Here is a 25,493-nt window from a genome sequence, read left to right as displayed (position 1 = left end):
AGCAGCATTACAAGATGAACGATACGTTCGCTATAACGAACAGGATGCAGGATGAGTACACCCATTGATATTATCGCCAGCAGTTTAGTCAGAGAGCGCCAGCGGGCAGGACTGACTCTCGCAGAAGTCGCGCGTCGGGCTGGCATAGCAAAGTCGACCCTTTCTCAACTTGAGGCGGGGAACGGTAATCCTGGCATTGAGACGTTGTGGTCACTTTGCGTTGCCCTGAATATTCCGTTTGCCCGCCTGATGGAGCCGGAAGCGAACCGCCTGCAGGTTATTCGTCGCGGTGAAGGCCCTGCCGTTGCCGCCGAGCAGGCGGATTATAAAGCCGTCCTGCTGGCAACCTGTCCGCCCGGTGCGCGACGGGATATCTATCTGCTGCACATCCAGCCCGGCAGCGAGCGCCGCTCGCAACCGCATTCGCCGAACACCATTGAGCATCTCATCTTGACTCAGGGACGCGCGCTGGTCGGGCCCACAGACTCGCCCGTCGAACTGGCACCGGGCGACTACATCAGCTATCCCGGCGACACTGAACATATTTTTCGTGCGCTGGAGCCGGATACGCTGGCCGTGCTGGTCATGGAGCACATCTGAGGGTGCTCTGCCTCAGTCATCAGGCAGGCTAATCGCATCAAGGGAAATGACCCGGTGTGCACTCTTCTCAAGTAGCGTGAGATCATGACTGACCAGCAGAATGGCGCAGCGTTGCTGCATGGCCAGGTCAGTCAGTAAGGCCAGCGTCTGTTGCTGAACCACAGGATCGAGACGCGACGTGGGTTCATCGGCAAACAGGAACACGGGATTCAGCAACATCGCCCGAAGCAGAGAAAACCGTTGAAGCTCACCGCCTGACAATCCTGAAGCCGGACGGTGTAACAACGCCTGTCCGAGCCCCAATTGCCGCATCCGCTCATCACGTCGCCTCACCGGGATTGTGTGGCGCTGCAGCAGATCGTCGATGATCTGGGCCATAGTGATATCCGGTGGAAAAACCGCAGAAGGATCCTGGTACAGTTTTTGATAACGCAACGGATGAAACCTGCCCGGTCGGGTTATCGTTCCCTTATCGGGCTTAATCAAGCCCGATAGCGTATCTCCCAGGCTGCTTTTGCCACTGCCGCTCTCACCATAAAGCCCAACGATTTCACCGGCGCGAAAGCATAAATTTACATTGCGGAACAACGTTTTCCCGGCGCGTTTCAGAGTAAGCCCTTCGGCCCGTAATACGAGGGTGTCATCACAGGGCAACAACGTGGCTGGTGGCCAGGCATGGGGTTCGGCGGCCAGCAACTGTTTCGTATAAGCCTTCTGCGGCGCATTCAGGACTTGCGTGGCATTGCCCTGCTCAATCACCTTTCCCTTATGCATCACGACAATGTCACCGCCTAACTGCCTGGCCAGTGCGATATCATGGGTGATGGTCAGCAAGGCTTCGCCGCGGGCTACGGCCAGGTTGAGCATGTCACCAATTTCGTCCCGTCGCGCCACATCCAGTCCTTTCGTCGGTTCATCCGCGATAAGCAGAGTGGCACCGCCCGCCCGCGCAGCGGCAAAGCACACCCGTTGGGCCATTCCACCGGAAAGCTGCCAGGGGAAACGCTCTGCCGCGTGGGCCAGCCCCAGCGAGTCCAGCGCCAAACCTGCCGCCTGCTGTGCGCCCTGACGCGTGTACCCCTGTATGTACCGATAACCCTCTTCTGTCTGGCCTTTCACACGCATCGTCGGATCAAGCGCCAGCAAGGGCTCCTGAGGTAACGCGGCAATACGGTGTCCCCACAGCGCACGGAGTGCTGTCAGATCGGTTTGCAGATTATATTGCTGCCCGTCAATGACTACTGTTCCTTCAGCCCGCAGTCCGTCGGGTAAGGCGCCGAAAATCGCCTGCGCAAACAAACTTTTTCCCGATCCTGTCTCACCAATGAAGGTGACGGGCCTGCCGGGATGGATGCTCAGACTTACAGGCTCAACAATGCAGGTATCCGCGAAGACGGCGACCTGTTTGATTACGATACTTGCCATTTGCGCTCCTTGTTGACCAACAAATTCAGCCCCTCCAGCAGGATAAACAGCACAACCACAGGCTGCAGTAATAGCCAGGGCGCTTCCCAGGCATAGGGGAACAGCTCCGTCATCATCAGGCCCAGCTCAGGTGTGGGTGGACGAACGCCAACACTGATAAATCCCAGCGCCGATACGGCCATAATGGCATTGCTGAATGCATAGACGGTCAGTGTCAGCAATAACGGAGACAGGGCCGGCCAAAGATGTCGGCGAAAGAGATAAACAATGGAGAAGCCAAGCAGTGAAGATGACTGAACGGCTGGCGACATGACCACAGGCCGCAGCGTGGCGCGCGTCACACGGAAAAATTCCACCCACAGTACCAGTGAAAGTCCCAGCCATAACATGAGCGGCGCGTCAGGTGCGATTGCGGCGAGCAGCAGGACTAACAGCAGGCCCGGCAGCGCCAGACACATGTCGGCAAGCATACCGAAAAGTCGATCGACCCATCCGCCGTACCAGGCGCTGGCTATTCCCGCCAGCAGCCCCATAAGCATTGCTGTAATCACACACAGGGCCGCCAGCCCCAGCGACAATCGCAGCGCCGCACTCAGGCGCGCCAGCATCGAACGCCCTAAATGGTCATAACCCAGCCACGCGTTATCCGAGGGTGGCGTTAACATCTGCAACAGATCCTGCTGCAGGGGATCGTTCTGATTCAACAACGGCATCAGCCACGCAAAGGCCAGCAAGGTTAAAATTATCACCAGCCCCGTTTTTTGGCGGTACGTCATACGCGTTTACCTCGGGGATCCAGGACATAACACACGCCATCAACAAGCATATTTAAGGTGACAAAGGTCAATCCCAGTACCACCGCACTGGCCTGAATCACCGGAACATCCCGGGCAAAAATCGCATGTACCAGCGCGTGTCCGACACCTGGCCAGGCAAAAAGAGTTTCGATCACCACCACACCTTCCACTAACCAGACGAACTGCATGCCGATCCAGGTGACGACAGGGACACTGAGATTGCGCAAACCATGTCGCCAGAACAGGTGCGGCGCGGAAAGGCCCTTTTGCGCTCCCCAGCGATACCAGCCTGCTTTCACAGCCTGACAGGTTGCCTCACGGACAACACGCGCCCCTACCGCGCTCAACGTTAATGCCAGCGTCAGCGCCGGGAGGATGACATGTTGCCCTTCCCCATGCCCCGCACTGGGTAGCCAGTTCAGGCGCAGCGAAAACAACATAATCAGAAGTAAACCCAGGGCAAAATGTGGAATCGATTTAAACGTGGGTGCCAGCACGTTAATGAGCCGATCAACAACACCGCCCGGCCGACATCCTGCCCAGACCCCCGCAGGAATAATGAGAATCAACATCATCAGCAGTGCTACACCGGCCAGAGCAAGGGTTTGTGTTAACTGCCAGCCCAGCTCACTGCTGACCGGCTCCCCTGAGACGAGAGATCGCCCGAAATCGAAGCGCAGCAGATCCCACATCCAGTGCCATAGTGCATTTCCCTGAGCGGAAAAGTCCGTCAGCTGTTGCTGCACGCGGGTAACCGCCGCCAGGTCGACCCGGTCATAACCATATCGTCCCGACGCAATGCGCCACGCCATATCGCCCGGTAACGCCTGTACTAAAACGAACGTTAAAATACCGACGGCAAAAATCACAAAGGCAGCCTGACCCAGGCGCCAGACGAGTTGTTTAAGCATTATTCCGTCCATTTCATTTCACGCAGGCCAAAATGGCGTTCAAAGGGATCCAGTTTTATGGCGGCGAGCTTCGCGTTTACTGCTGCTGACTGCTGGTACCAGGCAACCGGAATAACCGGTAAATCACGCTGTAATGCGGCGGTGATGACCGCTCTTGCCTGCTGTCGTTGATCAGGATCGTTGCTACGTGAAAGCGTGCTGAGCGCCTTATCAAACGCGTTGTCGTGCCAGTTCATTGCGCCCCAGTCACCTCCCTGCGAACCGTAATCCTGAAGTAGCGTGCCGCCAGGATCCGGCGTCAGGGCGAAATTACGGGCATAGAGCGCCATTTGCAGGCTGCCATCATGATGACGCGCGGGTATCTCACTGGAATTGGTTGAATTGATGATGACCTCGATCCCGACCTCTCGCAGTTGTTGCTGAATGACCACGGCGATTAAGGGCAGCTCGGGGCGATCGGGATATGTCAGCAGCGTGAGGGTAAAGCGCTGGCCAGCGCGGGTTAACATGCCGTCCCGGCCGGACATCCATCCGGACTGTGCCAGTAAGGCGGCGGCAAGCTGAGGAGCATAATCCAGAGGCTGTAAAGACGCGTTGTGCCACCCGGCCATAGAGGGCGGGAACATCTGTGTTGCCGCACCGGGATAGCGTAATATGGCCGCAGACAGCGCATTCCGATTGATCGCCAGGCTGAGCGCTTCGCGCGTGGTTTGTTCCTTCAGGAACGGATGAGCGACGTTCAGCTTCAGCATCACCGTACGGGGTACGGAAACGGTAAGCACCTGTAGTGAACTTTTGTGTGACAAGCGCTGACGGCTGGCGGCGTCCAGATTAAAGACGTAATCCGCATCACCACTTTCTGCAAGTAATGCGCGCGTTTCGGCCCGACCCGCGGACAAATAACGGGCACGTTCAATGCTGGGTTTCTCTCCCCAGTATCCTTCAAACCGTTTTACACTCAGTGACTGAGGTGGCTGGAAACTGACGAGCTGGAAAGGGCCACTGCCGATGACGCGCGTAATGGTATTAGTATCGTCCCAGGAACTCAGCGCGAGGATTTGCGAACGGCTTTCAGCCAGCACTGCCAGCAGCGGCGTGAAAGGCTCGCTCAGCGTGACCGTCACACGCCGATCTTCTCCGCTGACCGACGTAATGGGTGCCTTGTCGAGTAAACCTGGCTTACTGCGGGCGGTATTCAGCGATTTTACGACGCTCTCAGCAGTAACAGGCGATCCATTATGAAAATGGGCGTTGCTCCGCAGCGTAAAATGCCATTGCAGCCCATCAGGCGAAATGTCCCAGCTTTCGGCTAACGCGGGTACCGCCTTGCCTTTCTCATCCGTTTCCACCAGCGTTTCCACCACATCCATACGAAGCAGAATGTCGCCTGAAAGGGCGGGATCGGGACCTTTAATCTCGAAAGGTGCGGCAATGCGAACGGGCTGATTGCGATCGGCGTAAGCACTTAATGACGCAAACAGCAGGCCAGTAAGCGTACCGAAAAACCAGTATTTGAATTGTGTCATGATATGTCTGTTTACCACATAATGTTTCCCAGAATTAATTATGTTATAACATAACAATTAAAATATGAACCCGTTTAACGCTCAGCCAGTCGCATCAGCCTGCTCGCTTTCAGTCTTAACAGCAAAGAAATGGAAACCCTGAATCCAACAAAGCATATTGAAAATGGCCGCTATTTTGTTATGTTATAACATAATATATTCGCCATTTGAGGATCACTTCATGTCAGGCCACTCTCTTTCATCGCCCACAGACAAACGTTTGCCCGTTTCCGTGCTGTCCGGCTTTCTCGGGGCAGGCAAAACCACCCTTCTCAACCATATCCTCAATAACCGTGAAGGCAGGCGCATCGCCGTGATTGTCAATGACATGTCGGAAGTCAACATCGATGCAGCCTTAGTACGTAATGGCGGTGCGGCACTGTCTCGTACGGATGAAAAGCTGGTGGAAATGAGTAACGGCTGCATCTGCTGCACGCTACGTGAGGATCTTTTGCTGGAGGTGAAACGGCTGGCGTCGGAAGGTCGTTTCGACCATCTGGTCATTGAATCAACCGGCATTTCCGAACCGCTGCCCGTTGCCGAAACGTTTACCTTTGCCGATGAAGAAGGTGAAAGCCTGTCGACGGTGGCAAGGCTGGATACCATGATCACTGTTGTGGATGGTTATAACTTTCTTCGTGACTACCGTTCACTGGACTCCTTACAGGCGCGTGGCGAATCACTGGGCGAAGAGGATGAGCGCTCGGTTGTGGATTTGCTGATCGATCAGATTGAATTTTGCGATGTTTTGATTGTGAACAAAACCGATCTTATCAGCCATGAGGATCAACGTACGCTCAAAGCGATGCTGCACAGGTTGAATCCACGGGCGCGCATTATCACCAGCCATTTTGGTAATGTTCCGCTCGATCAGGTACTGGATACCGGCCTGTTTGACTTTGACCAGGCCGCTCAGGCACCAGGCTGGCTAAAAGAACTTCGCGGCGAGCATCAGCCAGAAACAGAAGAGTACGGTATTCGTAGCTTTGTCTATCGCGCAAGACGTCCGTTTCATCCTGAACGATTCTGGCATGCGGTTAATCATCAGCTTGAGGGGGTGATCCGTTCGAAAGGTTATTTCTGGCTGGCCAGCCGTCCTGAATATGCAGCGTTGTGGTCTCAGGCGGGTGCGATAGCCCGGCATGGCTATGCAGGCAGCTGGTGGGCCAGTATCCCGCGTGATAAATGGCCACAGGACAGTGAATCCCTCGCGTTTATTGCCGACAACTGGATAGACGGGACGGGCGATGCACGACAGGAACTGGTTTTTATCGGCATCGATATGGATGAAACGGCAGTGCGTGCTGCGCTTGATCACGCCTTGTTAACCCCTCAGGAAATGGCGGCGGGGCCGGGATACTGGGTGACGCTTTCCGATCCCCTGCCCGGCTGGTTCGATGACGCAGAATCGTAACGGATCTTTTTCTGCAAAGGATCCTGTTTTGTGTCAGGCAGAAATCAATGTTGTTATCCGATGGGAAAAGACAGTAAGCCGGCGCACTGCTGCGCCGGTGTAGACTCAGGGGATAATAAAATACTGGTTAGCGCCGGTTTTTCCAGACTGTCTGAATATTACAGAACTCATGGACGCCAAAGTGCGATAACTCACGACCATAGCCGCTCTTCTTCACGCCACCGATAGTCACGCGTGGATCGGATGCACCATTGCCATTGATAAATACAGCACCCACTTCGAGGTTTGCCGTCATCTGCTCAGCACGATCGGTGTTGTTCGTCCATACCGTTGCACTGAGTCCGAATTCGCTGTTATTAGCGATTTCCAGCGCATGATCCGCATCACGGGCGACTGCGATAGCGGCGACAGGCCCAAAAAGCTCTTGCCTGAATGCTGTCATGTCACTTGTTACATCAGACAGGATCGTCGGTGCATAATAATTGCCCTGCCCTGCTATTTTTTCGCCACCTAACACCAGACGTGCACCTTCACGCAGACTCGCTTTGACCTGTTCATCCAGTTCATCGCGGAGATCGTAACGGGCCATTGGGCCAATGTACGTTTGTTCATCCAGCGGATCGCCGATTTTAAGCGCCTTAACGGCTTCAACAAAACGCATTTCAAACGCTTCCGCAATCGGCGCTTCAACGATAAAGCGTTTCGCTGCCATACAAACCTGCCCGGTGTTCTGGAAACGGCCTGTGACTGCGGATTTAACGGCTTCATCAAGATCAGCATCAGCCAGCACGATGAAAGGATCTGAACCACCTAACTCCAGCACGGTTTTTTTCAGCGCCGCACCCGCCTGGGCAGCTATAGCGGCACCCGCCCGGACGCTGCCTGTTACTGCAACCGCTGCGATGCGATCATCCCGGATTGCGGTTGAAACGCCTTCGTTATCGACGTTTATCAGGTTAAAACCGCCTTCAGGCAGATCTGTAGCATCGAACAGTTCTGCCATCAGCATTGCGCTTCCCATGACATTAGGGGCGTGTTTCAGCAGATAAGTGTTACCCGCCAGCAGCATCCCTACAGCACCGCGCAGAACCTGCCAGAAGGGGAAATTCCAGGGCATTACCGCCAGAATAGTCCCGATTGGCCGGAATGACTGCCACGCATCGGGAATCTGTGAGGGTTGGTCTTGCAGCATGGCAGGGCCAAATTCAGCGTACCAGTCACACAAACTGGCACATTTCAGGATCTCTGCTCTTGCCTGTGCAACAGGTTTACCCATTTCCAGGGTTATCATTCGCGTCAGTTCTGGCTCACGCTGGCGAAGTTGTTCGCTCAGTTGACGAAGTACGTTGACACGCATGTCCATGCTGCTTTGCCGCCACGCTTTACTGGCCTTGGCACTTGAGTCTAACGTCTGCTCCAGTTCAGAAGCGGTTTGCATTGGATATTTTGCAAGAATTTCACCCGTTGTGGGATTACGCGAAATGGCAAAGTCAGTCATGATCGTGATCCTTAGTAATGACGAAATTCTGTCACCATACGCCGTAGTAATACTGATGAAAAATGAATAATAGTGATGAACTTGTTTCTGAAAAATGAAGGTACAAGTGAGTGCGTTTGTCCGGGACGGGTGGCAGTTACCTTATCTTTTTTAAAAAAAAACGCTATTCAGAGAAACATCACTATGATCTGTTATCGCTGAGTTATCCACTTATACAGTGAATAGTTCCTATATAACGATCATAGAGAGATCCATAATAGATCCAAAGAGATCCCCGATCGCTGCAGGCCGCACCACACAAGGGCTGAGAGGGGGTTGGTGTTCACTGTAATCAGCAAACTATTCACTGTAATCAGTACTTTATTCACTACACACTGTAGAAAGTTCACTATAATCAGTGCTAATGTTCACTGTAATCAGAAAACGATCCTTTTCATCCACAGAATGAAGATCTTATCCCATGGCAGATAAAGATAGTGAAAACAAAGCGTTACTAGAGCCTTTTCTGTCTGTGACTAAAAACAGCGGTGAAGTTATTCAGCTTCATCCCAATAAAAATAACACTGTTCAGCCTGTTGCCTTGATGCGACTGGGACTGTTTGTACCAACCCTTAAATCCACCGCGCGGGGGATTTCAGGCGCGATGGCGTCCACGGATGCGACGAAAGAACTTAAAAACCTCTCGCTGGTGAAAGCGGAAGGGTATGAAAAGATTACCATCACCGGTGCCAGGCTGGATATGGATAATGATTTCAAGACATGGGCAGGCATCATCCAGTCTTTTTCGCGTTATCCTACTCAGGGCGATACGGTCACGCTGCCCTTCATCGATTTCGTTAAAATGTGTGGAATACCTTCAGCAAACTCTTCTGCTGCCTTACGTAAGCGGCTTGATGCATCCCTACGGCGAATTGCGACCAATACGCTGTCCTTTGAAGGAAACGGTAAGGCCTATCACACGCACCTTGTTCAGTCTGCCTACTATGATCGTGAAAAAGATATTGTTCGCATACAAGCTGATCCCAAGCTTTTTGAGCTCTATAACTTCGATCACAAGGTTTTACTTCAGCTACGCGCCATCTCCCGTCTGAAACGTAAAGAATCGGCTCAGGCGCTCTATACGTTCCTTGAGAGCCTTCCCACCAACCCTGCGCCTATATCACTGGCACGCCTGCGTATGCGCCTGAATTTAGGATCTAAAATTACGACGCAGAACCACGTTGTGCGACGCGCAATGGAGCAGCTTAAAGAGATTGGCTATCTCGACTATTCTGAAGTCAAACGCGGACGCTCTGTGTTTTTCATTATCCACAGCAGGACGCCTAAACTGGATGGTATCGGCAATCTTGAAGGCATTGATACCCTTGAAGACATTGAATTTGAAGAATAGCGCGCGCATTTACTGTAATCAGTAAGTTTTGCGTTGCAGTGTCACTTTTAACGAAAAAGTGACACTGCACGCCAGTTCATATACTTCTTTCACTCCTTACCTACAATCATTCACTGTAATCAGCGGCATTCACTATAGTCAGTAACGCCGCTGAAGTTATGCTGTTGGAACGTCTGCCATCTGATTTTATTTTAATAATATTTCAATGACTTATAAGTAAGTATGTGCTTACTATTATTTTATTGATTTTCTGCTTATCCTTTTTTGCCTCGTCTTACTGATTACAGTGAATACTGGCTGCGTTTATTCGCGCCCTGCCTTTTACTGGTTACAGTGAACGTTTGTGGAGAATGATATAACTGACTATAGTGAATTTTTTTATTAATTAATTGATTTTATTTGGTTTTTTTTGGGTTGGACAACGCAGGGTTGAACACGTTGGCATTAATGAACAATCACAGTAAAAAAGTGACAGGGTTAGTGGTAACGCTGATTACAGTGAATGTTATGACGGGTTAAGCCGACAAAATGCATTTACTGATTCCAGTGAATCTGTCCTCTGTTCGTCACGAGGTTCCTGCTGATTACAGTGAACGTTCCGAAGTTAGATCCAGATTACTGACGGTGGCAGCTACGTTTACTGATTACAGTGAACGCTATCAACGTGTCATGGATGGACCACAATGTCAGGCAGCGGCTGATTCAGATCAGGGCGTTTACTGATTACAGTGAATGTTATTGGAAAGCGTATCATTCTTATAGCCTTTCCAGCCTGATGCCATGAGCATTTTCTCCTTCTGAAGGCTGCAAGTGTTACTGATTACAGTGAATATTCAGGGGACCGGGCTGATGAAGCCTCTTCCGGACTTCTCTACCCGACAACAAAGACTGCCACGCTGGTATGGGTTTTCTGCTACTGATTACAGTGAATGTTTACGTCATTCCCCTTCCCTGTTTATTTTTCGCTAAAGGCTCGTCACGGTCTGTATCGCTACGTCTTTATCGCCAGGCCCGGCCTTGAAGCTGGCCCGGCATCGCTTACTGATTACAGTGAATGTTTTAGTCGATGCCTTTCCACATCTGTTGCGACAGAAGCAAGTCGTGTGGCAAATAGCGGCATCTCTGTGGTCAGGCTTTTCATCTGCAGGCAACTGGAAGGGATACTGATTATAGTGAACATTGCGGATGTATATGTTCGCTCTGTCAGATTTTTAGAGAGTTAGCATTGAGACACAGCTTGCTTCAGTGAACACAGGATGGGTCCAGAACGCCCCCGCTGAGTCTGAGTAATAGATATTGATGCTGAATCACCTGCTGTGCTGTTTTAGCTGTCTGTCATCCTGATTCTGGCCACACGCTCGGCGCTCATCCGCTACTGAATACAGTGAATCTTTTACTGATTACAGTGAACGAATACAGGTTAAAAGGCACCTGCTGGTCAGATGCCCGTTAAATACATTCGCCAGCAGTGACGCCACAAGCGCGGTAGCTGCTGACCCTCTGCTACGCAGTTTTGCGCTCATGTGATCGGCGGGCTTTACTGATTACAGTGAATGTTCGCTTCTCGTTGTACGTACTGACGTTCTACTTTTCCTGTATAAACCGAGCGAAGATAGCCTCACGGTATTTTTGTCCAGCTGTATGGGCGAGACGGATTAAGTTCATCCTCCTGTATAGTCCACTCCTGAACGCATCGCAGATGCTTATTACAGTAAATTATGTGTATAGCGTCACATAAATCATAAGTTCAGCATTAAACACAGGATAGCGTTTATAAGATAAATTCTTGCCCGATGTGCAGGATTTAGGTATAAAGTCGTAAATCCTACATATCTGGAGTAAGTATGGCTAACGATGACAGTCAGGTCATGAAAGTTGCTCAGCGTTCTGAACGGATGCTATTGAGCCTTACTGAACAAATTCAGGCGCAAAAGCTTGAGTTACAGGAAAACAGTTATTACCAGATTTATGCGAAGGCTGCGCTGGCTAAACTGCCAAAATTAACCCGCGCCAGTGTGGATTATGCTGTCAATGAGATGGAAGAAAGTGGCTACCAGTTTGATAAGCGCGCTGCGGGAAGTTCGGTCAAATACGCCATGTCCATACAGAATATCATTGATATCTATCACCATCGCGGCGTACCGAAATACCGTGATCGCCATCCTGAAGCCTTTACGTTGTTTGTCGGAAATTTAAAAGGCGGCGTATCTAAAACCGTTTCGACAGTTTCTCTGGCGCATGCGCTTCGCGCTCACCCTCACCTGCTCTATGAAGACCTGCGCATTCTGGTTATCGATCTTGACCCACAATCCTCAGCGACCATGTTTTTAAATCATGAACGCTCAGTCGGTTTGGTTGAGGCTACGGCCGCGCAGGCCATGCTACAGAACGTGAGTCGTGACGAGCTGGTGAATGAGTTTATCGTATCGTCCATCATTCCGGGCGTAGATGTGCTGCCCGCCTCCATCGATGATGCGTTTATTGCATCTAGCTGGGATGAGCTCTGTGCCACGCATCTTCCAGGACAGAATGTTCATTCAGTGCTTTATGACAATGTTGTCTCAAAACTCAAAAAAGATTATGACTTTATCTTCATCGACAGTGGTCCCCATCTGGATGCCTTTTTAAAGAACGCGATTGCTGCTTCTGATCTTCTGATGACGCCGGTGCCGCCTGCACAGGTGGATTTTCATTCCACTCTCAAATATCTGACGCGTTTACCTGAGTTGATTGGCATCATTGAAGAATCGGGGGCAGAGTGTCGCCTTCAGGGAAATATCGGCTTTATGTCGAAACTCTCGAATAAAGCTGACCATAAGCTGTGTCACAGTCTCGCTAAAGAAATTTTTGGCGGCGATATGTTAGATGCAACGCTTCCGCGACTGGATGGTTTTGAACGCTGTGGAGAGTCATTTGACACCGTTATATCTGCTAATCCATCCACCTATGTGGGCAGCAGCGAAGCGCTAAAAAATGCGCGTTCTGCCGCTGAAGATTTTGCAAAAGCGGTTTTTGACCGCATCGAATTTATTCGCCTGAACTGAGGTTTTTATGAGTGCAAAAAGAATAACGATTGGTCGAACCTTCAGCCAGACGCCGTTAACTACCGAAAAATCCTCTGAACTCCCCTCACAAACCTTTGTGCTTTCGACGGGGAAACGCGCCGTGTTCAGGTTTAATCATATACCTGCCAGCGAAGTGGCTGCTAAAACCTTCGTAAATATGGAAACCAATGGTCGCGACCAGTCTGGTCTTACACCTGATTCATTACGCGACATTATTCGTACCATCAAACTCCAGCAGTTTTTTCCTGCCATTGGCATCATGCAGGACGAACGTATCGAGATACTGGATGGTTCAAGGCGACGGGCCGCAGCGTTGCACTGTAAAACCGGTCTTGATGTGTTGGTTACCGATGCTGCAATCACGTCCGATGAGGCACGCAAGCTTGCTCAGGATATACAGACGGCGCGCGAACATAATTTACGTGAAGTCGGCATGCGTTTGCTTGCGCTTAAAGAAGGCGGACTTTCACAAAAAGAAATAGCTGAAAATCAGGGGCTGTCTCAGGCTAAAGTGACCCGTGCATTACAGGCGGCGAGTGTGCCTGCCGATCTGATTTCGCTTTTCCCCAATCAATCTGAACTGACTTATCCTGATTATAAAGCTCTGCTCCAGGCTTCAGACAAGCTCAGTGAAACAGGGCAATCAGTTGACGCATTGATTAATGCGATTTCTGCTGAAATCGATGTGGTCAGAGCGCGTGAAAATTTAGCTGAAGATGAGCTAAAGAATAATATTCTTCGCTTAATCCGTCAGGGCAGCCAGACGTTGATTAAAGAGCCCGAAAAAGACAAAACCACTGCCATTGCGCTGTGGTCTTTCGCAGATAAAGATCGTTTTGCGCGTAAAAAAACGCGAGGAAGGATGTTCAGTTATGAATTTAATCGCCAGTCTAAAGAGCTGCAGGATGAGCTGGATAAAGTGATCTCAGAAACCCTGAAAAAGTTCATGACACGATGAGCGTCTAACCCTGACCAGGCAAATAGCCTTTGCCTGGTTTCTTTCCTCCCTTCCTGCTTTGTTTATGCTGCTATTTACACTCGCAATTTCAGGCTGAAATCGCCATCTAATAATCTTCCTTGTCGATATTAATATATTGAAAAATAGGTTCTTTTTTATCTCAGTGCCGTAAAATTTCGCCCGAAATTCTGTTTCGGGTCTTGGCTGTGCTGGTCGAAATTGTGCATGATCTGTAAGACTGTAATGAAAGCCTGACGTTCAGAAATCCGGTCTTATAATCATCTTATGGATGATATTTGTTCAACCGCTTACGCTTTTATCAGCTCTTCGTGCTGTCTCTCGACTGTTCGTACTAAAAGGAAAGTTTGAAGGAGTGATGGAATGCTTTGATGTTACGCTATAACGGCGATAAATTTGCGATTTTCTCTTATATATGCTTGTATTATATAGCTTTTATTTTGGCGATTTCACCCTGAAATTTTTCTAAAACTGCCAGCAATGTAAACCTCATCGATATGAGCTGACACCGTATCCTCACTAAACTTATTTGCCGCGAGAAAATCTGATAAACAATAAAATTATCAATAATGACGATATACAGAAAATATCCCTTAGTTATCCACAGAAAAAGTGGATAACTAAGGCTGTGATGGATAAATCACTCTGTATGATGATGTGCTAACGGGAAAGTATTTGGTAATGAATAAGCCAAAGTTGTCAATGCATGGCACCATCACGATTTTGCCCGAATCTCTGCCACACGCTGATTAGCGCCCTCATCCCTCCTTTCTTTAAAAGTGAAGCCTGTAGTCGCCCGCACACTGCAGGACTGGGGCCAGCGAGTGAGGAAAGGTGAGACAAATGATATCACCCCTTTTTCTGTAAGGCGCTGTGAATGATGATGCAAATTCTCGTTGTATTAATAAAACCGCTTAAGCCTGCGGGTTGCGTCAGTATCATTGCTGTTGAATCGGCCGCAAAACGTTTCAGGCACCAGAATGCAGGTGACACAATCATTGGCTTTAATCTCACTTTTAGAAAACAAAGAAAGGCTTATTACATCTGCTCCGGCTAATCATGTTCAAAAGGACAAAGCGATGGGAGCTCAGGTTTTAATATTGAATTCACTGTAATCAGTATTCTGGTGCCCTGAGCATGTTGCTCAGGCTTTGACGCTTGCCGATGCTTCACACTACAGATTACAGTGAATCACTTGCCACGCATTGATACCGCTGTTAGTCAGGAATATGCCGTTTACTGACGGCGCGATGCGCAGCCTGGGATGAGTATGGCAATGACATGAGATCTCTCGCTTAGCCTGAAGGGGCTATATGTAAAAATGCAGTTGATTACTGATTACAGTGGACGTCTGCTACATGTTCACTGTAATCAGTGAGCCAAATGAGTTTGGCGATTTCAGGCTGAAATTTGGTCATCAACCTTTCCGGGCGGACGCTAAAAGCTAAGCCGTGAATGCGGTTACGCGCCTGAGTCAATGTTTACAACTCATCACGCTGAAACTGACTCGCATCGTTATTGAAGAAATACAGAATTAATATAATCCGGAAGGCCGCAAAGCGAAATCGGGTAAAAGTTAAACTTAATAAATCACGGCACTATAAAATGCGCGTCCAACTAAGATGACCGTGACATTTTAGCGGCTTGCTGCATATCGCAAGCCTGCGGTACCCGTATTGCTGTCCGTGATTCATGTTCAGCGCGCTTGTCTTTCAGGCCGGCTCAATGACCTTAATATCAAGCGGTCTAGAGCTGCCACTAGCTTCGATCTTAACATCGCCGCAGCATCGCTGTTAGCCGTCCTTTTTATCTGTTTCTAGAATAAGCGTGCCAATAACGCAGTCATCTGTTCACGCGAACTGACTACAGTGAATACTCAAACATTCACTGTAATCAGTGCTTCTCTTTGGCGATTTCAGGCTGAAATTCACATGTCATGGGTTTCTGAATGAATCCCTTTTACGAAGGCCCACGCGAAATACGACTTCACTAATCAGGTGCCTTTTGACAGATACAGCCAGTTTGTCTGAATGAGAAAGCCTTATGCAGATAAACCGCAATTCTGGTTATGACAGGTATGCGACAGGCTGATAAGTGAGCTGCGAAACGTCAGCCACTCGGTTTGTTATTCGTATCGCAACGACAATGTGGCATATCTGTATGGCATGTCAAAAAGCTTTCATAAGTATGAATACAAGCGCGATCGCTGCAATATTAATAGCCAGCCAGCATCTTTCGCGTTGAGCATGCCTGAAAACCAGATAGCCAAGAGGGGAAAGTATAAAAGCCGGCGTCATAAGAGGAATACCACGTCAACGTGCAGAGCAAACGTGTACCGTACTTATCTGAAACGATGTGAAGTCAGAAAAGGATAGGAGATGGAAAATACATTAAGAACATGCTGTACGAAAAGCATGTTCTTACCCGTTGGTGACATTACACATATGAAAAGGGCAGGGCGAACTTTTCTTAAAGTGCGATGATCGCCTCAATCTCAATTAACAATTCAGGTGCAAAGAGGGCGCTAACCTGAACCAGTGAACTGGCTGGGAGAGCGGTGCCATAGCGTTTAAACAATACCTTACGAAGTGCATCAATATCAGTGAATGAAGTAATGAACAGGGTCACCTTTATCAAATTCTCTAACGACGTTTGCTCAGCGCTGGCGATAACCTCAAGCTGATCGAATATCGCTTCTGCCTGAGCTGCTATGTCACGCTGGCTTGCTGTCGTGCCGTGGGCGGTATGGCCTGAAACATACAGTGTTCCATTATGGCTGACGGCGTGAACATATGGCGCTGTTATCTGACCTAGCGCAGCGTAATTTTTACGTTGCAGCATGATTAAGTGACCTTTTGCGCAGTTATTTATTGTGGGTGAGCAAGTGCTGGCACTTCGTATTATTACTGGCGGCGAGTTGCTGCTGGTCGGGCGTCAGATTTTTCCAGACAGTGATGACACGTTTAGCCAGTCCTGGGATAAAATGGATTTTTTGCAATGCATAATCAGAGTTACTGCCTTCGATAACATTATTCATTGCATTGTATATCTGATGTTCATTTTGCTGAGGCACTGCACAGAGCACTGATACATAATAAGCTTCCTCTTCCGCATCATAATGCGGAACGAGCCACCAGGCCAGGCAAGCCAGCACAATAATTACAGGAACAATAAATTTAGGACCAACCTTTGCCATGATACAACCTTAAAAATATGACTGACAGTCTGCACAGTTACGAGTTTGGTTGCGTATCCTGCCATAAACATGAAGTGTTGTTAAAGCACATGGCTGGGGAAACAAGCGAAACAGTCTTTCGTTGTTTTATTAAATCAACTGCGAACACCCATTTTTAACATTTTTACGCGCCTTTTCGTTTCCTGTAAATAACTGTAAATATCAATATAATTAGGGTGTTAACTGTCCAGACTAGTCTGTATTTACCGTTACGGTTCTTAAAACCGACTATGCTAAAAAATCTACAACAGGCGAAATCATAAATGGTGCGGAAAAACAGTAACAGGGGAATCATATGCTGATAAAAAAGAAGAAATTGCGTTCACATACCGAAGACCGTTATCTTGCTCTGGCATTAGCGACAACGGCAGGTATTCTTAATGCCATGGCGCTTGGCGCGTTTGGTTTTTTTCCGTCACATATGAGTGGAAATACCTCTCAAATTTCAACTGAAGTTTTTACATCCGATTTTGACAGCCTCATCTTTCTTGCTGGATTAATTATGGCGTTTGTTGTTGGATGCACGTCGGCAAGATTATTTATCATTGCCGGAGAAAGGCGAAAAATAAGGACGGTTTTTTGTCAGATTATCCTGGCTGAAGGAATTGCTCTGACGTCTGCTTCGCTGTTCGAGAAAATGTTTTATTCTCCTGAGTATAATGGTGAAGTGTTATTGATGCTGGCTTTCCTGATGGGATTGCATAATGCGACGTCTACCCAACTCTCAAATGGTCGTGTTCGATCTACACATATCACAGGTACGCTTACTGATGCCGGAATTGCACTTGGCACGTACGTCTCTTCGTTCGTTTCTCGTGCCGAACCCTGCGACAGACGTTTTGCACAGAAACAGTTGCATACCCATCTGACCACCGTCTTTTCATTTTTGTCCGGGTGTATCGCCGGTTTAATGCTTTTTAAAGGTTATGGATTTAATGCGATGATTGCATTAGGTATTTTCCTTATCACCCTCGCGACAAGCGCCATAATAATCACCCTGAATAATGCAAAAAAGGTAAGCGTACAGCGCAAACCGTCTGCTCATAATCTGAAGCATCCGACAAAGTGATGTTCACCAAATAAGTAGTGGGAACCGAAGTGTCAGATATGCAGAAAAATATGACTCCCGGCAGGCGTAAAGACTGCCCTGATTATTCTCCTGAATTTAAACAGCAGCGCGTTGCTGTCCCCTGCGAACCCGGGAAATTCATTTAAAAGCTGGCGCTTGAAATGGCATTTACGCCAATCTGTTGTTTAAATGGCACCAACAATAGCGTGAGGGAAAGCTGCTATTACCCTCTTCAGAGAGTCCTCAGCTACTTCCTGTGACTCTCGATGCAGCTGCCGTACAGTCAGAGCCACTCGCAGAGGATCCGGGAACCCTTAATATTGGCTGTGAGGTAACGTTCCGGCACGGAACGCTCCGCCTCAAGGGTAGGGTCAGCAAAAATCTGCTGACCCTGCTGATACAGGCGTTCAAACGGTAATCCCGTTACCAACAGGCACCAAAATCTGGCTGGTTGCCGGTATCACCGACATGCGTAACGGTTTCAATGGCCTCGCCACAAAAGTGCAGACGACGCTGAAAGACGATCCGATGTCCGGCCACGTCTTCATCTTCCCGGGCCGCAGCGGCAGTCAGATCATACGGCTGTGGTCTGCCAGTGACGGGCTGTGCCTGCTGACCAAACGGCTGGAGCGCGGCCGCTTCGCCTGGCCGTCAGTCCGCGATGGCGCTGATGTGCAGCCTGATAGGGACGTGCAAACTGAACGATGTGGAACCTGAAAGCGATTTCCGGCATGTCCAGGACGTTATTGCTGACTGGCCGATAAACCGGGCGCATCGTCCTGCCAACCGAGTCGTCCTTGTTCGTCATTACGGTTCTCTCTGTACGCCTACATTTCTGTAAATTTCTCGCCCTTAAACCTTCTTCACTTTCACCTCTCCATTATCATAGATTCTGACGGGGTGGCTTTGGGGGCTTATTTCATATTGTCCAGTTACATACTTATTAATTGCAACTGGAGTAACTAATACGGCGCTAATAATCTCAGGGTTTTAAGTTTTAAAAGGAAATTTATTGGGATGTAAACTCAGTTTATCTTTCAAATGAAAATAATGTGGCTCCAATTGCTGTCTTCCTGGAAGGAGTGTGTATTTTCCATTATCAAAATGAAAAGGATTAATTTGGTGCCGCAACGTAAATATTGTCATATATCAAATAAAAGTTTTTTTTGCGGAACCATTTTTCCCTGAGAATTTCACATACATTCAAACGCTATGCTCATAAATGCAGCAGGTGCGTGCTAAATATCATCTTTATTTTCAATATGATATGTGTTTATTTGCATAATCCACTAGCTGTGGAAAACGATCGATACTTGTTTTTTTGATAGTTGATAACTATCAGATGCCTTTTTATGATCGGGTTTGACGTCGGTGTGTCGTTGTGCATAATGCGCTTGATTTTATTTTTTCGGAAAGTTCTTACCCCCGCGGGGTATTGCCGTATCTGTTAAAAAATATTTATCCATCTGATAAGGGCGGCAGGATGCTTATTTATGCTAAAGGAATGAAGGGAATAAATCCGGTATGACAAGTTGGCTTCAGTCATCACTGATGCGCAGTATTCTTAAAGACAGGATTAGGATTTACGGGTTTATTCAGTGGGGACAAAATATATCTTTTTTGACTATGTATGCGATACATACCCCAGGGAGGCAGAACTGAAATAGGTTCAGGGAAAGTTAGTTGAGTGTCTTGTCGGGCATGATGATGGGAGTATGTTTTTTCCGGGATGAATACTCTGTGACAGGAAGTTAACTCCGCTCTGGTCTGTTGTTCCGCAGGAAATGATCTCTGACTTTTAAGTTGATGCATGAAATAACGTTTTTATCCAGAGCGACTGATGCAGTCACAGGTTTCTGTTTCCCGTGCAGGTCTCGTTGCGCCGTCAATATGGTTATATGCCATCATCAACGGCCGGGGCCATTTATTTCCGCTCTCAGTCATGTTGGGTCTGAAATTATTTTAATCTGAATGTTGACGGTTCAGATAAATGAACATTAATGCCAGTGAGGTTTGTCATGCAGCTTCGTTCACTTATTTTCGGTGTGACTGCGATTTATTGTTTTTTTATAACCGCAGATGCTGCCGCGGCCATGTACGTCTACCCGATGGAAGTCTCTCTGAATGACAAAGGCACCAGGCAACTCAGGCTTTTATCAAAAGATGATGATGTACAATTTGTTAAAGTGACGCTGAAACGGATAGAAAATCCCGGCACGCCGCAGGAGCGTGAGGTTGTGTCTGATATTGGTGGTGATACCGGTATTGCTGTTGTGCCCTCAAAAATTGCGTTGGCAGCCGGTAGCGAAAGGATTGTCCGCATTGTATCAATGCTGCCACCAGAGAAAGAAACAACCTGGCGTATTTACTTTGAATCTGTGGGTAACAATACCTTCAATTCAGAAATTACCGGGGAAAAATCAAATAAAGATATTTCCACCCGGGTGGGTGTCAATATTATCTGGGGTGTTTTATTGCATGTTCCACCTGAGAATGTAGTTGTCAGCATGAAATACCGTCCTGGCTCATCTGAAATCGTAAATGATGGCACGGTCAGGTTGCCTTTAAAGGAAATCGGCATTTGTGATAAGCAGGGGCGCTGTAAATGGCAAAGCAAAGTGAAAACAATTTATCCAGACATGCATGTCATCCTTAAAGATTTTACGTTCAGACCAGGCGAACATTACAAGTTTAAATATACAGACGTTACAACCGGCAATATTAAGGAGATTGCGCCTGAGGTATTGCCATAACACTTTTAATAACAGTTGATTTAAGGGTATCTGATGAAAAAAATTCTTTCCTGTTCACTGCTTTCTGCAGCCATGCTGACGTTCGCATCCGCGCATGCTGTGACAAAAAACATCACCGTCACGGCATCGATTGATCCGACTGTGGACATCACGCTGGCCGATGGCACTGTTTTACCTGACACCATTGCCATGCAGTATGTTGTGGGTTCTGGACTCGGTACAGTCTCAAAAGATGTTAAGCTCTGGTCCAACTCAACCACTGCCGACCTGAACGTTGCCCTGGCCAGTTCACCGGAACTGAGCGCATCCACGACTACCACCACCATTCCGCTGACGGTGACGCTGAACGGTACCGCGCTTAGCACAACTAAGTCGACGCTGTCATATGCCACCTATTTCCCGAACGGAATTACTAACGGTTCAATCACAATTCCCCTGGCGATATCCCAGACAACCAAGGGGGTTGTCAGTACTGCCGGTGAGTACAGCGGGACCGTCTCCCTGATTCTGTCCCAGGCTACAAGTTCCTGATTCATTAATTCATACCTGACGGTAACCCCGTCAGGTATCTTCTGTGCGGGTGTTACGTGAACCGATTTCCCTCTTGGGCTATTTTCTTTCCTTTTGCAGTCATCATTCCTGTGATGTCTCAGGCCGCTATGCGTGTTCCGGCTGGGTTTGAAGAATTGATTCAGGGCCAGGAATTTCAGTCAGAGGTTCAGATATACGGTCAGTCTCTGGGAATGGCCCGTGTGCGGGTGGACCTTGAAAATATAACCTTTCTTGAGCCTGATAAATTATCGCAGGCCATCGCGAAACTTTATGGTAATCCCTCCGGACTTGATTCCCTGCTGACAAAAAATCTTCATCTGCCATTGAGCAGGAATGGCCAGCTGTCATGCAGTGCCCACCGGGGGCGTGTCGGCTGTGATTATCTCAAAACAGACAGCCTCAGTGTCATTTATGATGAAAACAATAATGTAGTCAGACTGTTTCTCAGCGACCTTTACACTCTTCACCTGCCTGAAGACAGTGGTTATTACCAGGCCAACCCGGCAGGCAGAAACGCCTTTATTCACCAGCAGGCTTTGAATCTGGCCACGACGGGTCAGTATCAGTCACTGACCTTAAGAGGTAACGGCACGCTCGGGCTTGGAGAAACCAGCTATGCCAGTGTGGACTGGAGCTGGCTGAGTCAGCGCTCTGGACATTCCGGCACCCAGGAGGCAGAAGCCTCTAATGCGTATTTCAGGCAAGATTTTCTGAAGCGCATCTATATCCAGGCCGGACTGATGAATTCTCAGGATATTTTTACGAATGCAGGGGGGAATATAGTCCTGAATCAGCTGCCGATAGAGCGTATTCGCGGCGTTCGCATGGGGTCGACTCTGGCGTGGGCAAATAAAAGTAAAATGTCAGCAGGCACGCCCGTAAACCTGTTTTTACCCCGGGATGCGCGAGTGGATGCCTACCGGGATAATCAGTTGCTCAATACGTTTTACCTCAAAGCCGGCATGCAACTGCTCGATACCAGTATGTTACCGGCCGGCAGTTACACGCTGACCTTGCGTATTTATGAGAATAACCAGCTCGTGCGAACCGAATCACAACTCTACACCCGCCAGGAGATGGGGTGGGGGAATGGATTTCAGTGGTTCCTGCAGGCGGGCTCACCGGACAGTGAACGGTCCTCCATGACTACTGATGCTTCACATGAGCATTTTGTCATGCATGCCGGCGGCCGCCTCCCTCTGACAGACACGCTGGCGCTGACGGCCGGAACAGCTGTGCTCAGTGACTCTGAATATGCCGAAGCGGCAGCCGACTGGCTTCACGGATTTGACTCAGGAGTACTGGACGGGCAGCTAAGCACACGGGTCAGCTGGCTGCAGGGCAGCGATGGCTCTCGGGGGAATACCCAGCAGGTGAGTTACAACGATGGTTTCGCTCTCAGCTTTTACCGCACATCCCGGACAGCGGATGACTGTAATGTTCAGCGATCGCATATTTACGGCTTCACGGGCTGCTACAAAAATACCAACGTGATGCTGTCTGTTCCCGTAATGAGCTGGCAGGCCTCTGTGGGTTATACCCTTAGCGATAATCAGGGGCGTTATGTTTACCGTCAGGACCTGGATGAAAGCAGTGCTGAATATAATGCCGGTGCCCCCTGGGAGCAGATTTATCAGTCCAGTTCCCGTAGCGAGAGCTGGCAGCTGGGTCTGAATCGTAACTTTTCCGTCAATAGCCTCAATATAAACATGCGGCTGAGCGCTTATGTCAGAAATGTCAGTACCTACAGCAGCCCCGACAAAGGCGGGTACATCGGGGTGTCAATATCCCGCAGTACGAAACTTTCAGACGGCGCCCGACGGACAACCAGTGCGGGCATGAACTGGCAGTCTGAACGGTCGGGTGGGGCGCTTGGGTACAGTACCTCAATGACTCACTATGGCGAAGATAACGGAAATAATCGTGCAGGTGTGGCGTTGTCAGGCATCAATACGGATACGGTGAATGGCTCTGTCACCGGAAGTGCCGGCGGTCAGTACGGTGACGGGACGCTGACGATAAGTGATGCATGGGACCGGTCAGGAAGCCGCCGGCACACGTTTGGCAGCAGCGGAGCCTACAACTCCTCCCTGGTGGTGGACCGGTCAGGCGTGGCGTTGGGACGCTGGAGCAATGACGGCGCGGCCTCAGCCTTTGGTGTCTCCGTCGGGCGGAGTGATGGTGAGACCGGCTCCCAGGTCAGTATCTCCGGTCTTGGGGGTCGGACGGATATCACCAGCGGGCGGCGGGCTGTGTTCACGACGCAGGGGTATCAGGAAAGCACGTTCAGAATCCACGAGTCGGGCGTCTCCTCTGACGGAGTGGCGGCTGAAATCACCCGGGGCGCAGGCACGACCACAGCCTTTATGGCTCCCGGCAAAATACTTAACAAAGAGGTTACCGTCAGTCCGCGCTATATCTGGCTTGGCCGGTTGCTTGATGGTTCACGTCAGCCTCTTGAGAACGTCATTCCTCTCAATGTGACGTCATGGACGTCAGTCGGTGACGGCGGTTTTTCCATGGAGACGGAGTCTCGTATGGACCAGCTGTACGTCATGCGGGCAGACCAGTTCTGGGTGTGTGCACTCAGGGTGCAGAAAGTGCGCGAGGTCGTTCGCTATCTGGGTGCGACCACGTGCCAGAATACCGATATGGCACGCCTGCCGTCAGCAGAGCGTCGTCAGGTTACCCTGATGACAGCCGGGTCAGAGCGTGCAGACAGCCCGGTAGCGATGACAGATTAATACGTTTATACCAATAATTCAGACCGTGAGAGACCATGAAAACAAACATCTATTGCTGGCTGACCGCCCTGTGCTGGCTGGTATCGCTGCCTGTCCTGGCCGACCTGCCGACAAGTAGCACGACGACCGTGACGGAGACGATAGACACCAGTTCGCTGCCCGCTCCGCTGTACATCTGGAATAACGTTACCGTTGGCAGTATTAGTGGAACATCCTCCTTCAGGGTAGGCATGGTCTGTAAAAGTAGCACGGACTCCACAAATGGGGCCTGTGATACTGCTCTTTCCTGGAAGCCTGAAGCCCCGGGAAGAATTACGCTGACCTTCACTCAGGACCGCACCGGGCAGACAAAGCCTCTGACTGTGCTAGGAAGGCGCTCTTATAATGGCCCCAGTGACTGGGCACCCTGGAGCAGTATAAATATGGATACACCAACTGCTCCTGTCTTTACTTATTCTATCGCGCAGAGTGAGTTAAGCAGTCTGACTGACGGAGTCTGGCGTGCCACACTGGTGATGGATTACCACAGCTGGGAATATACGTATGTGGCTACCTGGACTGCCGACATCACCCTGACTGTCACCACTGCCAGTGCCCAGCAGGTGTATTTTCCTGCCTTTACGTCCTCGGATGCAACAGTCGACCTGGGCGTTTCCGGTTTCTGGCCAACCACAAGCGGTTCGGCCTCGCTGGATATGTGCCTGTATGACGGTGCAAATGCGGCGGGGAAAAAGATAATCCTGTCACTGAGCGATGCAGGGGGGAGTCCCTCTGACCGGACATCAGGTCTTTTCTCTGTTTACCGGATCGGAGGGAGTGAGACTAATCCGGCTGACCGCGTTGACTTCGCCATCAGTGTGAGGAATCCGGTTACCAGCGCTGCGCAGACGGTGAAGAATGGAGAGGCCATCACCTGGGTAGCACCCGATAGAGGGTTCACCGGCCGCCTGGTCACCCTGCCGGGTTACACAACCTCCACGTATTGCGTTCCGGCGCCGCTGACATTTACCACCCCGACTTTTAAGCCATCAGCTAAAAACAGCGGCGAGTATATCGGGACGGTAACGGTCACCTATACCCCCAGCACCAGTTGAGAAGTCGCGCTTACTATGACCGCAGGAATTTTTTACGTTTCCGACGGGCGCTCAAAGGAGATGATATACAGGTTACCTGGTGGAAAATATTGAGAAGGTGCATTTGCCTTTACTTTAAATATGACGGGTGATGCTGCCCAGGTCGTATCAGGTCGTGCTGCTATTTAAAATGATGCTAATGCGACATTCTTCCATTCTGCAACAGCCAGTTCTGCTGTTATTTAAAGCATGAGGATGCAGACTGGTAAGGTAGGTGATTTTCAATAAAAGCACCAGAGCTAGCAGCGTGTGACGTTAATAAAAATAATTCACCAATTGGTAATATAGTGTCAGGTACTACATCAAAAAATCCGAGCTTCGCTTTAACCCTCTCTGATACTGCCGCTCTGTATTATCATTCATTCC

Annotated in this window: 19 protein-coding genes and 2 pseudogenes; 13 read left to right on the top strand and 8 right to left on the bottom strand. The window is 49.5% G+C overall.

The features are described from left to right. Window positions 1-51 precede the first annotated feature (51 nt). Window positions 52-600 carry a helix-turn-helix domain-containing protein gene (locus tag C7433_RS15835; RefSeq protein ID WP_006122031.1) on the top strand — a complete coding sequence of 183 codons (549 nt, stop codon included), beginning with the start codon at window positions 52-54 and terminating at the stop codon, window positions 598-600. 12 nt (window positions 601-612) lie between these two features. Here C7433_RS15835 and C7433_RS15830 read toward each other — a convergent pair whose 3' ends face one another. Genes C7433_RS15830 through C7433_RS15815 form a run of 4 tightly spaced genes read right to left on the bottom strand, consistent with a single transcriptional unit; the run spans window position 613 to window position 5,259 of the window. Next, window positions 613-2,025 carry an ABC transporter ATP-binding protein gene (locus C7433_RS15830; RefSeq protein WP_110268529.1) on the bottom strand — a complete coding sequence of 471 codons (1,413 nt, stop codon included), beginning with the start codon at window positions 2,023-2,025 and terminating at the stop codon, window positions 613-615. After that, window positions 2,010-2,801 carry an ABC transporter permease gene (locus C7433_RS15825; protein ID WP_110268528.1) on the bottom strand — a complete coding sequence of 264 codons (792 nt, stop codon included), beginning with the start codon at window positions 2,799-2,801 and terminating at the stop codon, window positions 2,010-2,012. The genes C7433_RS15830 and C7433_RS15825 overlap by 16 nt, the downstream gene beginning before the upstream one ends. Continuing rightward, window positions 2,798-3,733 carry an ABC transporter permease gene (locus tag C7433_RS15820; RefSeq protein WP_033742319.1) on the bottom strand — a complete coding sequence of 312 codons (936 nt, stop codon included), beginning with the start codon at window positions 3,731-3,733 and terminating at the stop codon, window positions 2,798-2,800. The genes C7433_RS15825 and C7433_RS15820 overlap by 4 nt, the downstream gene beginning before the upstream one ends. Next, complete coding sequence (locus tag C7433_RS15815) at window positions 3,733-5,259, bottom strand: ABC transporter substrate-binding protein (protein ID WP_110268527.1); 1,527 nt, start codon at window positions 5,257-5,259, stop codon at window positions 3,733-3,735. The genes C7433_RS15820 and C7433_RS15815 overlap by 1 nt, the downstream gene beginning before the upstream one ends. 220 nt (window positions 5,260-5,479) lie before the next feature. Here C7433_RS15815 and zigA point away from each other — a divergent pair, with 220 nt between their 5' ends. Beyond that, window positions 5,480-6,712, top strand: a complete 1,233-nt coding sequence (zigA, locus tag C7433_RS15810) for a zinc metallochaperone GTPase ZigA (protein ID WP_110268526.1) — start codon at window positions 5,480-5,482, stop codon at window positions 6,710-6,712. 127 nt (window positions 6,713-6,839) lie between these two features. On the opposite strand, the gene C7433_RS15805 is transcribed toward zigA, so the two are convergent. After that, a complete protein-coding gene (locus C7433_RS15805; protein ID WP_110268525.1) occupies window positions 6,840-8,210 on the bottom strand; it encodes an aldehyde dehydrogenase family protein in 1,371 nt (456 codons plus the stop codon). A 460-nt stretch (window positions 8,211-8,670) separates the two neighbouring features. On the opposite strand from C7433_RS15805, the gene C7433_RS15800 reads away from it, so the two are divergent. From C7433_RS15800 to C7433_RS15780, 4 genes are all read left to right on the top strand, one after another. Continuing rightward, window positions 8,671-9,600, top strand: a complete 930-nt coding sequence (locus C7433_RS15800) for a RepB family plasmid replication initiator protein (RefSeq protein WP_006122024.1) — start codon at window positions 8,671-8,673, stop codon at window positions 9,598-9,600. Window positions 9,601-11,444: 1,844 nt separating this feature from the next. Then, window positions 11,445-12,644, top strand: coding sequence for an AAA family ATPase (locus tag C7433_RS15790; RefSeq protein WP_039339560.1), 1,200 nt, complete (start codon window positions 11,445-11,447; stop codon window positions 12,642-12,644). A 7-nt stretch (window positions 12,645-12,651) separates the two neighbouring features. Then, a complete protein-coding gene (locus C7433_RS15785) occupies window positions 12,652-13,623 on the top strand; it encodes a ParB family protein (protein WP_006122021.1) in 972 nt (323 codons plus the stop codon). A gap of 895 nt (window positions 13,624-14,518) precedes the next feature. Then, window positions 14,519-14,698: a hypothetical protein gene (locus C7433_RS15780; protein ID WP_110268523.1), complete on the top strand. Its 180-nt coding sequence runs from the start codon at window positions 14,519-14,521 to the stop codon at window positions 14,696-14,698. 1,412 nt (window positions 14,699-16,110) lie between these two features. On the opposite strand, the gene C7433_RS15775 is transcribed toward C7433_RS15780, so the two are convergent. Further along, window positions 16,111-16,482, bottom strand: a complete 372-nt coding sequence (locus tag C7433_RS15775) for a RidA family protein (protein WP_110268522.1) — start codon at window positions 16,480-16,482, stop codon at window positions 16,111-16,113. A 22-nt stretch (window positions 16,483-16,504) separates the two neighbouring features. Next, entirely contained in the window at window positions 16,505-16,837 is a 333-nt protein-coding gene (locus C7433_RS15770; protein ID WP_110268521.1) for a hypothetical protein, read from the bottom strand. A 334-nt stretch (window positions 16,838-17,171) separates the two neighbouring features. Between C7433_RS15770 and C7433_RS15765 the strand changes: the two genes are divergently transcribed. The 6 genes and pseudogenes from C7433_RS15765 (at window position 17,172) to C7433_RS15730 (ending at window position 23,994) form a co-directional block, all read left to right on the top strand. Next, on the top strand, window positions 17,172-17,945 hold the full coding sequence (locus tag C7433_RS15765) for a YoaK family protein (RefSeq protein ID WP_039339554.1): 774 nt from the start codon (window positions 17,172-17,174) through the stop codon (window positions 17,943-17,945). Window positions 17,946-18,413: 468 nt separating this feature from the next. Then, window positions 18,414-18,611, top strand: a pseudogene (tnpB, locus tag C7433_RS15750) (IS66 family insertion sequence element accessory protein TnpB); the annotation flags it as partial. Next, a pseudogene (locus C7433_RS23940) lies at window positions 18,610-18,786 on the top strand (transposase domain-containing protein); the annotation flags it as partial. The pseudogenes tnpB and C7433_RS23940, both read left to right, overlap by 2 nt. 1,177 nt (window positions 18,787-19,963) lie before the next feature. Next, a complete protein-coding gene (locus tag C7433_RS15740) occupies window positions 19,964-20,698 on the top strand; it encodes a fimbrial protein (protein ID WP_110268517.1) in 735 nt (244 codons plus the stop codon). 33 nt (window positions 20,699-20,731) lie between these two features. Then, entirely contained in the window at window positions 20,732-21,229 is a 498-nt protein-coding gene (locus C7433_RS15735) for a CS1 type fimbrial major subunit (RefSeq protein WP_033742332.1), read from the top strand. 128 nt (window positions 21,230-21,357) lie between these two features. Beyond that, entirely contained in the window at window positions 21,358-23,994 is a 2,637-nt protein-coding gene (locus tag C7433_RS15730; RefSeq protein WP_110268516.1) for a TcfC E-set like domain-containing protein, read from the top strand. Window positions 23,995-24,043: 49 nt separating this feature from the next. On the opposite strand, the gene C7433_RS23935 is transcribed toward C7433_RS15730, so the two are convergent. Beyond that, entirely contained in the window at window positions 24,044-24,244 is a 201-nt protein-coding gene (locus C7433_RS23935) for a hypothetical protein (RefSeq protein ID WP_226375812.1), read from the bottom strand. On the opposite strand from C7433_RS23935, the gene C7433_RS15725 reads away from it, so the two are divergent. Then, window positions 24,225-25,088 carry a CfaE/CblD family pilus tip adhesin gene (locus tag C7433_RS15725; protein ID WP_318528900.1) on the top strand — a complete coding sequence of 288 codons (864 nt, stop codon included), beginning with the start codon at window positions 24,225-24,227 and terminating at the stop codon, window positions 25,086-25,088. The two genes, C7433_RS23935 and C7433_RS15725, sit on opposite strands and share 20 nt — an antisense overlap. Window positions 25,089-25,493 lie beyond the last annotated feature (405 nt).

The sequence above is a fragment of the Pantoea sp. PNA 03-3 genome, assembly GCF_003201175.1.
Classification (GTDB): domain Bacteria; phylum Pseudomonadota; class Gammaproteobacteria; order Enterobacterales; family Enterobacteriaceae; genus Pantoea; species Pantoea stewartii.
Note: the sequence above shows the minus strand (reverse complement) of the source record. Positions and strands in the feature narration are given on the sequence as shown.